15 protein-coding genes are annotated in these 11,564 nt (G+C 49.4%); 14 read left to right on the top strand and 1 reads right to left on the bottom strand.

Going from position 1 to position 11,564, the window contains the following annotated elements; genetic code table 11:
• Position 1 precedes the first annotated feature (1 nt).
• Positions 2–646 carry an HAD-IA family hydrolase gene (locus tag EOE67_RS04905; RefSeq protein ID WP_127697922.1) on the top strand — a complete coding sequence of 215 codons (645 nt, stop codon included), beginning with the start codon at positions 2–4 and terminating at the stop codon, positions 644–646.
• A gap of 40 nt (positions 647–686) precedes the next feature.
• Here EOE67_RS04905 and EOE67_RS04900 read toward each other — a convergent pair whose 3' ends face one another.
• Positions 687–1,277, bottom strand: a complete 591-nt coding sequence (locus tag EOE67_RS04900; protein WP_127697921.1) for a Maf family protein — start codon at positions 1,275–1,277, stop codon at positions 687–689.
• 149 nt (positions 1,278–1,426) lie between these two features.
• On the opposite strand from EOE67_RS04900, the gene yceD reads away from it, so the two are divergent.
• The 13 genes from yceD to EOE67_RS04835 all read left to right on the top strand — a co-directional run bounded on the left by yceD (position 1,427) and on the right by EOE67_RS04835 (position 11,480).
• Positions 1,427–1,951: a 23S rRNA accumulation protein YceD gene (yceD, locus tag EOE67_RS04895; protein ID WP_127697920.1), complete on the top strand. Its 525-nt coding sequence runs from the start codon at positions 1,427–1,429 to the stop codon at positions 1,949–1,951.
• Positions 1,952–1,967: 16 nt separating this feature from the next.
• Positions 1,968–2,132: a 50S ribosomal protein L32 gene (gene rpmF / locus EOE67_RS04890; RefSeq protein WP_031564938.1), complete on the top strand. Its 165-nt coding sequence runs from the start codon at positions 1,968–1,970 to the stop codon at positions 2,130–2,132.
• 6 nt (positions 2,133–2,138) lie between these two features.
• Positions 2,139–3,179 (top strand): phosphate acyltransferase PlsX, encoded by a 1,041-nt coding sequence (gene plsX / locus EOE67_RS04885; RefSeq protein WP_206099433.1) that lies wholly within the window; start codon positions 2,139–2,141, stop codon positions 3,177–3,179.
• A 6-nt stretch (positions 3,180–3,185) separates the two neighbouring features.
• Positions 3,186–4,145 carry a beta-ketoacyl-ACP synthase III gene (locus EOE67_RS04880; protein ID WP_127697918.1) on the top strand — a complete coding sequence of 320 codons (960 nt, stop codon included), beginning with the start codon at positions 3,186–3,188 and terminating at the stop codon, positions 4,143–4,145.
• Positions 4,146–4,241: 96 nt separating this feature from the next.
• Positions 4,242–5,177 carry an ACP S-malonyltransferase gene (gene fabD, locus EOE67_RS04875; RefSeq protein WP_127697917.1) on the top strand — a complete coding sequence of 312 codons (936 nt, stop codon included), beginning with the start codon at positions 4,242–4,244 and terminating at the stop codon, positions 5,175–5,177.
• A gap of 19 nt (positions 5,178–5,196) precedes the next feature.
• Positions 5,197–5,940, top strand: a complete 744-nt coding sequence (gene fabG, locus EOE67_RS04870; protein ID WP_127697916.1) for a 3-oxoacyl-ACP reductase FabG — start codon at positions 5,197–5,199, stop codon at positions 5,938–5,940.
• Positions 5,941–6,068: 128 nt separating this feature from the next.
• A complete protein-coding gene (gene acpP / locus EOE67_RS04865) occupies positions 6,069–6,305 on the top strand; it encodes an acyl carrier protein (RefSeq protein WP_127697915.1) in 237 nt (78 codons plus the stop codon).
• Positions 6,306–6,429: 124 nt separating this feature from the next.
• Entirely contained in the window at positions 6,430–7,668 is a 1,239-nt protein-coding gene (gene fabF, locus EOE67_RS04860; protein WP_127697914.1) for a beta-ketoacyl-ACP synthase II, read from the top strand.
• 144 nt (positions 7,669–7,812) lie between these two features.
• Positions 7,813–8,589, top strand: coding sequence for an aminodeoxychorismate lyase (pabC, locus tag EOE67_RS04855; RefSeq protein WP_164852221.1), 777 nt, complete (start codon positions 7,813–7,815; stop codon positions 8,587–8,589).
• Entirely contained in the window at positions 8,583–9,593 is a 1,011-nt protein-coding gene (gene mltG / locus EOE67_RS04850; protein ID WP_127697912.1) for an endolytic transglycosylase MltG, read from the top strand. The genes pabC and mltG overlap by 7 nt, the downstream gene beginning before the upstream one ends.
• Positions 9,590–10,210 carry a dTMP kinase gene (tmk, locus tag EOE67_RS04845; RefSeq protein ID WP_127697911.1) on the top strand — a complete coding sequence of 207 codons (621 nt, stop codon included), beginning with the start codon at positions 9,590–9,592 and terminating at the stop codon, positions 10,208–10,210. Before mltG ends, tmk begins: the two co-directional genes overlap by 4 nt.
• Positions 10,211–10,275: 65 nt before the next feature.
• A complete protein-coding gene (gene holB / locus EOE67_RS04840; protein WP_127697910.1) occupies positions 10,276–11,142 on the top strand; it encodes a DNA polymerase III subunit delta' in 867 nt (288 codons plus the stop codon).
• Between the two features lie 11 nt (positions 11,143–11,153).
• A complete protein-coding gene (locus EOE67_RS04835; RefSeq protein ID WP_068063350.1) occupies positions 11,154–11,480 on the top strand; it encodes a PilZ domain-containing protein in 327 nt (108 codons plus the stop codon).
• Positions 11,481–11,564 lie beyond the last annotated feature (84 nt).

Genomic DNA, 11,564 nt, shown 5'->3' with positions numbered 1-11,564 from the left:
TATGTCAGCAGTAAAACTGGTCATTTTTGACTGGGACGGTACCGTGATGGATTCGGTCGGTAAAATTGTCAATTGCGTGCAAGGAGCGGCGGCTCGGCTTCAGGTTTCCGTGCCGACCTATGATGAAGCGAAACAGATTATCGGATTAAGCCTGGATCCGGCTTTCGCCAGATTGTTTCCATTGGCTGACGCGAAAACTCGCCTGGCGTTGTGTGAAGCTTATAAAGAGATTTATTTGCACCACGACCAAACGGCAACACCTTTGTTTGCCGGTGCGCGCGAATTGTTTACCGATTTGCAGCAACAAGGTTATTTGTTAGCAGTGGCGACCGGCAAAATGCGTCGTGGCCTCAACCGGATTTTTGACGAAACACAGACTGGCCATTTTTTTCACACCAGTCGTTGTGCCGATGAAGCGCAATCGAAACCACATCCGCAAATGCTGGAACAAATTCTGACTGAACTGAAGTTAAAGCCAGAGCAAGCGCTGATGGTCGGCGATACGGTGCACGATCTGGCGATGGCGCATGCCATTCAGATGCCACGGATCGGAATTACCCATGGTGTACATAAAGCGGTTGATTTTGTGCCCTTCGCGCCAAAAGCGGTGATTGATTCGTTACCGGAACTGACTGCCCACTGTTAATAGTGGGCATGGTGTTTGGCTCGAACGGCTGCAGTCTTGCTTAAGGTTGCAGTAGCAGATCCCTTCCTTGCTGCTTTAACAGCTGATGCAATTTAATCAATGGCAAACCGATCAGACTATTTGGGTCGTCACCTTCCAGTTTTTCAAACAAGGTGATGCCAAGCCCTTCGCTTTTAAAACTACCGGCACAATTCAATGGTTGTTCCCGGCTGATATAAGTCTGGATATCAAGATCAGACAGCTGCCGGAAATGCACATGAAATGTATCGACACAATGCACCACGGCGCCGGATTTGGCGTTGACTACGGCCAGCCCGGTCAGAAATGTTACTTTGTGCCCGCTAAAGCGTCGTAACTGGATAAAGGCATTGTCAGCAGTATGCGGTTTGCCAAGAATATCACCTTCGAACATTGCAACCTGATCCGAGCCTATTACCAAGCCATCGGTTACAGATGCCGCGACAGCCTGCGCTTTAGCAATCGCCAGCCGCTCGACCAATTGCTGCGCAGATTCGCCGGGCAGGGCAGTTTCATCGACTTCTGGTTTTGCAGTTTCAAAGTTAGGCGTCAGCTTTTCTAACAAAGCTTTGCGGTAAACTGAGGTTGAGGCCAACCACAAATTTGCAGGCATAAAGAACTCCAGCGTGGGCTATATATAGTAATGCGTAAATAATCTGGCGCCACTATACTGATTTTTTTGTTGCTTCGCGCGCGGAAAATTAACAAAATGGCGATCAACCCTTTGACAGTACAAGCCTTGATCTATATGATGCGCGCCTTATGCAAAAGCTAAAAATCCCAATCACTATCGATCCAATCCGTACTGCGCAAAAAAGGCTCAGTTTCGAAGGGATCATTCCAATGAACACGCTGACGCGGTTTACCGAGTCGTTGCTGGTCAAGGAAGGTGATGTTGATGCAGTCATAGATTGCGGAACTGACGAGCAAGGCTTAGTCTTTATATTTGGCGAAGCTCACTGTACTGTCAGTCTGACCTGCGAAAGGTGCGGTGACGAAATGTCACTGACGATTGACAGCAGTTTTGCATATACCCCTGTTAAAGGGGATGATTCGGCTCACGATGAAATTCCGGAACGCTACGACGTGATCGAGAAAGACGAACACGGCGAAGTTAACTTGAGGCAATTGGTTGAGGACGAATTAATTCTGGCTTTACCGTTGTTCCCGATGCATGATGTTGATCAATGCGATCCAGCAAAGTTGCAGACGAGCTTCGGGCATATAGAGCCGGAACCAGAAAAACCGAACCCATTTGCAATATTGCAAGAATTGAAGAAAAAGTGACTTTAGGAGAATAGCAATGGCTGTACAACAGAACAAAAAATCTCGCGCCCGGCGTGACATGCGTCGTTCACACGACGCTCTGACTGGCCCAACGCTGTCAGTCGACGCTACTACCGGTGAAACCCATCGTCGTCACCACATCACCGCCGACGGTTTCTACAAAGGTCGTAAAGTTAAATAAGTCGCGGTGCACTCGTTGCAACCAGAACGGCTTAAAATAGCTTTAGATATGATGGGGGGCGACCATGGCCCCCTATCTACTATTCCCGCAGCACTCGCTGCAGTGGAAGAATTCCCCCTTCTTGATTTAGTCCTGTGCGGTGATACCGATTTACTGCAACCTTATCTCGCTGATGCCGGTCTTGCTGACCATCCGCAAATTAGTTTTAAACACGCCTCCCAACAAGTTTTAATGACCGACCGACCGTCCGTTGCACTTCGCAATAAACGCGATTCATCGATGCGTGTTGCGTTGGATTTGGTCGATAAACAGCAAGTACAGGCTTGTGTCAGTGCCGGTAATACCGGTGCTTTAATTGCAATGGCGCATTTTGTACTGAAAATGCTTGGCGGAGTTGAACGTCCGGCGCTGATTAGTGCGTTACCAACTACGGTCGGCAGCCCGGTGTTTATGCTGGATCTTGGCGCCACTGTGAACTGTGATTCCGATACCTTGTTTCAGTTTGCGGTGATGGGCGCGGTGATGGCGGAGGAGGTTGAAGGCATTCACCGGCCGAAAGTTGCTTTGCTTAATATGGGCGAAGAGGAAATCAAAGGTTCGGATCAAATCAAACGTACTTCGCTGATGTTATCCGAATGTGCTGATATCAACTATATCGGTTACATCGAAGGCAACGATATCTTCTCTGGTAAAGCCGACGTGATTGTTTGTGATGGTTTTGTTGGTAATGTGGCGCTGAAAACCTGTGAAGGTGTCGCCAAACTCATTATGAAACGCTTTGAACAGGCACTGAAAAACAGTATGTCTGCGCATTTATTCGGCTGGATGATCAAACCTTTACTAAAAAGTATCGGATCTGGTGTGAACCCCGACCACTATAACGGTGCGAGTCTGATAGGATTGCGCGGAATTGTAGTGAAAAGCCACGGAAATGCGACGAAAGAAGCATTTCTAAGTGCCATCCGGCAGGCGGTGCGCGAGGTTGAACGCCAGGTGCCCGCAAAAATAAAAGACCGGTTGGAACACGTATTAATCGATAAAGCGTAGGTCCCCATGTATTCACGCATTATAGGCACCGGCAGTTATTTCCCGGCGCAAGTCCGCACCAATGCCGATTTAGAGAGCATGGTCGAAACCACCGACGAATGGATTATTGAACGCACTGGTATTCGAGAGCGCCGCATTATCGGTGAGCACGAAACTGTTGCGACTATGAGCACTCAAGCAGCGCTTCAGGCAATTGAAGCCGCCGGTATTGATAAAAACACCATCGACATGATTGTGCTGGCCACCACCAGTGGTTCCCGCGCTTTACCTAGTTCTGCCTGCGAAGTGCAGCGTGAACTGGATATCCCGAATATTCCTGCATTTGATATTTCTGCCGCCTGTGCCGGTTTTTGCTATGCCTTAAGTATTGCCGATCAATATGTCAAAGGTGGTATGGCAAAACGGGTGCTGGTGATTGGGGCTGATTGTTTGTCGCAGCTGATTAGCCCGGAAGATCGCAGTATGGTGATTTTGTTCGGTGATGCAGCGGGCGCAGTGATTATCGAAGCTTCGGAAGAGCCTGGCATTTTATCGACCCATATCCATTCTGATGGCAAATATTCAGAGCTGTTGTACGTCAACAACCCGCGTCGTGGCGATGAACAATCGATCCACAACAGCTGGGGCGTGATGAAAGGCAACGACGTATTTAAAGTTGCTGTCACTAAATTATCTGAAGTGGTTGAACAAACCTTAGCCGCCAACAATTTACAAAAATCGCAAATCGACTGGCTGGTGCCGCATCAGGCCAACCTGCGGATTATCTCTGCTGTTGCCAGAAAGCTTGATATGTCGATGGAACAGGTGGTGATTAACCTCGACCGTTATGGCAATACATCTGCTGCAACAGTGCCAACAGCGCTGGATGAAGCGATTCGCGATGGCCGGATCAAACGTGGTCAAACCTTATTATTAGAAGCATTTGGCGGTGGCTTTGCCTGGGCATCAGCCCTGGTGAAGTACTGATCAAAGAGTACTATCAATAAAGAACTAACAATAAAGTACTATCAATAAAGTACTATCAATAAAGTACTAAGCATTGATGACAAAGTGGACAACAAAATGACAAAACTTGCATTGGTTTTTCCAGGACAAGGCTCGCAAACCGTTGGTATGTTAAGCGAATTGCACAGCGAATTCGCCACGGTGCGCGACACCTTCGACGAGGCGTCCAAAGCGCTGGGTTATGACTTATGGGCCTTAGTTGCCAACGGCCCTGAAGCCGATTTAAACGAAACTCATCGCACCCAACCGGCGTTGTTAACCGCTTCAGTCGCCATTTGGCGCCTGTGGCAACAACAGGGTGGTGCGACGCCAGCTTATATGGCTGGTCATTCATTAGGCGAATATTCAGCGCTGGTTTGTAGCGGCGCTTTAAGCTTAAGTGATGCGGTAAAGCTGGTCGAAAAACGTGGCCAGTATATGCAAACTGCAGTGCCGGCCGGTACTGGCGCGATGCAGGCGATTATCGGTCTGGATGATGAACTCATTGCCAAAGCCTGTGTTGAAGCAGCGCAAGGTGAAGTGGTGTCGCCGGTGAATTTCAATTCACCTGGGCAAGTGGTGATCGCGGGTAATAAAGCCGCAGTGGAACGTGCCGGTGAACTTTGTAAAGCCTATGGCGCCAAACGGGCATTACCATTACCGGTGAGCGTGCCATCGCATTGTGCCTTGATGAAACCAGCAGCCGAGAAGTTAGCAGCTGATCTGGCCGGACTGAATTTTCATCCAACTGTCATACCGGTATTGAATAATGTCGACGTGGCGATAGCGACTGAACAAAACGACATGAAAGATGCGCTGGTACGGCAATTATTCAGCCCGGTACGCTGGACTGAATCCATCGAATGGCTGGCGGCACAAGGCGTGACTGACGTAGTTGAAATTGGTGCCGGTAAAGTGTTGGCTGGCCTGATTAAACGGATTGATAAAAGTCTCAATACCAATTCAGTCAATGATGTAACGTCTTTGAATAACGCATTAAATCCAACCACATAATTTTTAAGCAAGGGTTTTTATGACAGCTTTTATTTCTCTGGATGGCCAGGTTGCATTAGTGACCGGCGCCAGTCGTGGCATCGGCCGTGCTATTGCTGAGCAACTGGCGGCATTAGGCGCCAAAGTGATCGGTACTGCCACCACTGAAAAAGGTGCGGCAGCTATTTCTGAGTATCTGGGCGCCGGGCAAGGTTTGGTGCTGGACGTTGCGAATGTCGAATCGATAGAGCAATGCCTGGACACCATCAAAACTAATTTTGGTGAAATTGATATTCTGGTCAATAACGCCGGTATTACTCGCGACAATTTATTGATGCGGATGAAAGATGAAGAGTGGTTTGATATTATGCAAACCAACTTAACGTCGGTATTCCGGATGAGCAAAGCGGTGCTTCGCAGCATGATGAAAAAACGCTGTGGACGCATCATCACCATCGGTTCTGTAGTGGGATCAATGGGTAACGCTGGTCAAACCAACTACGCGGCAGCAAAAGCCGGTGTACTGGGTTTTACAAAATCTCTTGCGAAAGAAGTGGCGTCTCGTGGTATAACTGTCAACGCGATTGCTCCTGGTTTTATTGATACTGATATGACCAAAGATCTTTCAGATGAGCAAAAGCAAGCAATCTTTAGTCAGGTACCGGCGAATCGTCTGGGGTTACCTGAAGAAATTGCGGCAACAGTCGCCTTTCTGGCATCCCGCCAGGCGGCTTACATCACCGGTGAAACGATTCATGTTAACGGTGGCATGTATATGGTTTAAGCGAATCAGGTTCGACCAGCAGGAAATGACTTGTGCATTGCTTGCAACGAACTGCGCTTGCCACTAAACTAGCCGCCACACAAAATTGCACGAATTGTTGCGATTTATATGAGAAAAAGGAAGAAAAGATGAGCAACATCGAAGAACGCGTTAAGAAAATTATCATTGAACAGTTAGGCGTTAAAGAAGAAGAAGTAAAACACGAAGCTTCTTTTGTTGATGACTTAGGCGCTGACTCTTTAGACACAGTTGAACTGGTCATGGCGCTGGAAGAAGAATTCGATACCGAAATTCCTGATGAAGAAGCAGAAAAAATCACTACGGTGCAATCTGCTATCGATTACATCAAAGCGCACGCTGAATAAGCAATGCGCAATGCAGACGGGTAGCTAAGCTACCCGTTTTCATTTCTGGCATAGTCAAACCTTTGATCTAATCTTGGTTTGAAGTAGTAAAGCAGAGAAAGTAATTTTCCTTGCGGAGGACAATGTGACGAAACGTCGAGTCGTGGTAACTGGATTGGGCATGCTAACGCCGTTAGGGAATGACGTTACGTCGACCTGGCAGGGCTTGCAACAAGCAAAAAGCGGTATTGGTCTGATCACTCATTTTAATACTGAAGCCTACAGTACCAAGTTTGCCGGTTTAATTAAGGATTTTGATGTCGAGTCATTTTTCCCGGCCAAAGAAGCCCGGAAGATGGACTTGTTTATCCAGTATGGTGTTGCCGCAGGTATTCAGGCGTTCCGCGATTCTGGCATTGAAGTGACAGAAGAAAACGCCGGCCGGATTGGCGCTGCCATCGGCTCGGGCATTGGTGGTCTTGGTTTAATTGAAGAAAACCACGAAAAGCTGCTTGCCAGCGGTCCACGCAGACTCTCCCCATTTTTTGTGCCTTCAACCATTATCAATATGATTGCCGGCCATTTGTCGATCATGCTGGGTCTGCAAGGTCCAAATATCAGCATCGTCACCGCTTGTACTACCGGTGTGCATAATATTGGCCATGCGGCGCGGATGATCGTGTACGGTGACGCCGATGCGATGTTAGCAGGTGGTGCCGAAAAAGCGTCGACCACGTTAGGGATGGGCGGTTTTGGCGCAGCACGGGCGTTATCGACCCGTAACGAGGCACCGCAACAAGCCAGTCGCCCTTGGGATAAAGACCGTGATGGTTTTGTGCTGGGTGACGGCGCCGGTGTGGTGATGCTGGAAGAATACGAACACGCCAAAGCCCGTGGTGCGAAAATTTACGCGGAGTTGGTTGGTTTCGGCATGAGCGGTGACGCTTTCCATATGACCTCGCCGCCGGAAGATGGTCGTGGTGGCGCCAATGCCATGGCGAATGCACTGCGCGATGCCGGTGTTTCTGCTGATCAAGTCAGCTATATCAATGCCCACGGCACTTCAACACCAGCCGGTGACATTGCTGAAACGCAAGCGATCAAAAAAGTCTTTGCCGGTTCTACTGATAAGTTAATGGTCAGTTCCAGCAAATCAATGATCGGTCATTTGTTGGGTGCTGCAGGGTCGGTTGAATCGATTATCACCATCTTATCGTTGCAGGATCAGATTGTGACACCGACGATCAACCTGGATAATCCAGATGAAGGTTGTGATCTGGACTATGTGCCGCATGAAGCGCGCCAGGTGTCGATGGAGTATGCGCTTTGCAACTCTTTCGGTTTTGGTGGCACCAACGGTTCAGTGTTGTTCCGCAAAGTTTAACGTCGAGCGAACGTGATTGACTCAAACGCCGCTTTGCTTGCAAGGCGGCGTTGTCATTTCTGGCTCGGCAATTTTTCCGGTGATAATTTTCAGTACGGCAAATTTCAGGCATACTGCATTTTTTGGGCTAAACAAGGCGTGCTGGTGCTTCAACCTACTGTTTCTGACCGCAGTTTTCAGTACGGCGATGGGATTTTTACCACCATGTTGGTAGATAACTCACAGCTGGTGCTGTGGGATTTGCATTGGCAGCGTCTGGCGCAGTCGCTACAACGGTTGCAGATGCCGCCACTTAACGAGCAAGCGGTGAAACTGCAAGCGGAACAAGCCATTACGACGCCATCACAAGTGGTTAAACTGTTGGTGAGTCGCGGGCAAGGCGGACGGGGTTATAGTCCGGCAGGTTTTCACGAGCCGCTGGTTTATGTGACAAACAGCCCGTTACCCGATTATCAACAGCAGCGTCAGCTGGGGATCCGCCTTGGCGTCGCCAGTCTGCAATTATCCACCCAGCCGTTATTAGCCGGGATCAAACATACCAGCAGGCTGGAAACGGTGCTGCTCAAGGCTGAAGCAGAACAAAGCGCCTTTGATGATTTGATTGTGTGCGATCAGCAAGGGCGGGTGACTGAACTTTGTGCCGCCAATCTATTTTTTAAAATAAAGGGTCAATGGTGTACACCAAAGCTTGATCAGGCCGGTGTTGCAGGCGTGATGCGGCTGTGGTTACTGCAACATATGGATGTACAACAAGGTTATTATCCTGTGACGGCGCTCGATGACGCCACTGCGATGTTCGCCAGCAATGCGCTGATGGGCGTGGTGCCAGTGCAGCAATTTAAGCAACGTCCGTTTAATGTGGATGAAGTCAGACCCATCCAGCAATTAGTGCCGTTTCTGGCAGGAAAGATTTCATGTTAAAGAAGTTATTTGTGTTGTTGTTTGTGCTCGCAGTGGTAGCTTTTGGTTTACTGAATCAATTGCAGCAATTCCGGCAGACCCGATTGGCATTAGCGGGGCCTTATTATGATTTACCTGCTGGTAGCTCGTTATCCGGTTTATGTGGGCAGTGGCAACAACAGCAATTATTGAGTAAAACCCAGTGTTTACAGTTAAAGCTACTCAGTGTGTTACAACCTGAATTGCGTTCGTTAAAAGCCGGGGTCTATCGGGTACAACCAGATTTATTAATGAACCAGCTGGCTTTGTTTCGCAGCGGCAAAGTCGCGCAGTTCAGTTTTATGCTGCGCGAAGGCGAGACATTAAAACAAAGCCTGGTCGCTTTAGCCAACGCGCCTTATCTGCTAAACGATCTGCCAGATGAGCAGGCGTTACAGCAACTGGTGCAATGGCCAGCCGAATGGGGCGCTCCACCGCCAAATCTCGAGGCATTGTTTTTCCCGGAAACGTATTTTTATACCGCCCATAGCAAAGCGTCAGATATTTATCGTCGGGCGCACCGCTCGTTAATGCAGCAGCTCGAGCAAGCCTGGGCTGAGCGGGATGCCACGGTGCCTTTTAATACGCCTTATCAGTTGTTAACCTTGGCATCGATTATCGAAAAGGAAACCGGCGTGATTTCAGAAAAACCGTTGATTGCATCGGTGTTTATCAACCGGTTGGCGCAGCGGATGAAGTTGCAAACCGATCCAACGGTGATTTATGGCCTCGGTGATCGGTATCAGGGCGACATTACCCGCGCGCATTTAAAAGACCCACATCCATATAATACCTATGTCCATTTTGGCTTGCCGCCAGGCCCAATTGCGCTGGTCAGCGCGACGTCGTTGCAAGCTGCAGCCAAACCGCTGGTCAGTGATAAACTGTATTTTGTGGCGAAGGGCGATGGCAGTCATCAGTTTTCAGCAACCTTGCCAGAGCATAATCGCGCGGTGCAACAGTATATATTCGGGAAAAAACCATGACAGCAGCGCGTTTTATTGTGATTGAAGGGCTGGAAGGCGCGGGGAAAACAACAGCGATCAGCACGGTACGGCAATGGTTAGAAAACCATGGCCATCCTGTGGTGCAAACCCGTGAACCCGGTGGTACACCGTTGGCTGAACAAATTCGGACCCTGGTTAAATCGGTGCAAACTGAGCAAGTGGCGCCAGAAACTGAATTGTTGTTGATGTATGCCGCGAGGGTGCAGCTGCTGAGCCAGGTGATCCGCCCGGCTTTATTGCGGGGGGATTGGGTCCTGGCTGACCGGCATGATCTGTCGTCACGGGCTTATCAGGGCGGTGGCCGGATGATTGATGCAACTTTGATCGACAGCATTCGTCAGGCAGTGCTCGGTCAGACCAAACCAGACTTTACCTTGTATCTGGATATCGATCCGGTGATTGGTCTGGAGCGCGCACGTGTGCGTGGTGAGCTGGATCGGATTGAACAAGAACAACTGGCATTTTTCCAGCGTACCAGAGCCCGTTATCTGGAAATCGCCCACAGTGAACCTAATATCGCCATTATTGATGCCAGCCGCACTGTAGCTGAAGTGCAACAACAAATTGTTGTCGCGTTAGAGGCTGCCGGGCTGTGAATTTAGGGACGGGGAGTATTAATCCCGCGACATCACAAGCGGCAACTTTACCCTGGCTAGCACCGATGCAATTGCACTTGGGTCAATTGGCGCAAAGCGGCCAGCTGCATCACGCTTTATTGTTTACCGGCCCTAATGGTGTCGGTAAACAGCTGGTGGCGCAGCATTTGGCTAAACAATTACTGTGCTTGCAACCGTTCCCGGATGCCGCTTGTGGTTATTGCAAAAGCTGTTTGCTGGTCAATGCCGGTCATCATCCGGATTTAATGCAGTTAGCAAGTGACAGCAGTATTGGTGTTGATGCGGTGCGTGAGCTCAGTCAGTTTATGCAAGGCACACCACAACAAGGCGGCGCGCGGGTGGTGTTATTACCGCAAGCGCACAAAATGACCGAAGCCGCCGCCAATGCCTTGCTCAAAACGCTGGAAGAGCCGGGTAGCGATAGTTTTCTGCTGCTGCAAACTGCTTATGAGCAACAACTGCTGCCAACTATTTTAAGCCGTTGTCAGCGCTGGCTGATTGCGCCGGTGAATGATCAGGCGGCGCAGCTGTGGCTGGCAGAGCAAAGCGACCAACCAGTGCCCCCATATTTATTGGCTTATTGTGCTGGTGCGCCGCTGCGGGCCTTGGAATTACTCGCCTCAGGTCAAAGCGAGCACATTGATCAGGTGCTGCAGTTGTTGCCACGTTTTATTGCCGGTGAATACCCGCTGGCCGATATGGTGAAAACGCTGGAAGCACAAACCGAAACCACCGCTATCCTGTTTTGGTTTGTCCGGCAGTTATGGCCAACAGTCGATGAAAATCGCAACTGTCAGCAGCTGTTTCAACGGCTGGCGCAATGGTGCCGTGACGAACAGCAAATTTTGGGGCAGAATAGAACTTTAGCGCTCACTGCTTTATTATTGGATGTACAGCGTTTATTGCGCTGATGGAGGCATCGTTGGAAGAAATACCGTTGGATTTTCTTGATATTAAAGAGTTAAACCGCGCTTTTATGCCTTTTTTAAAACAAGGTGGTTTATTTGTCCGGACGGCGCGCCAATACAAAATTGGTCAGTCGCTGGCGTTATCGGTGACGCTGCCTGACGCGCTGGAAACTGTCTCCGTGACTGGCAAAGTGGCCTGGATCACGCCACATGGTGCGCAAAATAATAGCCCGGCCGGTATTGGTGTGGCCTTTATCGACGACAAATCGCAGCTACGCGATAAAATCGAAAAGTTAATTAGCGGTTTGCAGAACTCACCTGAAGCCACCTATACGTTGTAACAAAGAGTACCTTGTAGTCACTGATGGACATGCCAGAGCTACGCTGGTAGTCCAATGTCTGAATGACCATCCATAGTTATCACA

Origin of the sequence: Rheinheimera riviphila (assembly GCF_004005945.1) — a bacterium.
Lineage (GTDB): Bacteria > Pseudomonadota > Gammaproteobacteria > Enterobacterales > Alteromonadaceae > Pararheinheimera > Pararheinheimera riviphila.
This window is presented reverse-complemented; position numbering and strand designations above follow the sequence as displayed.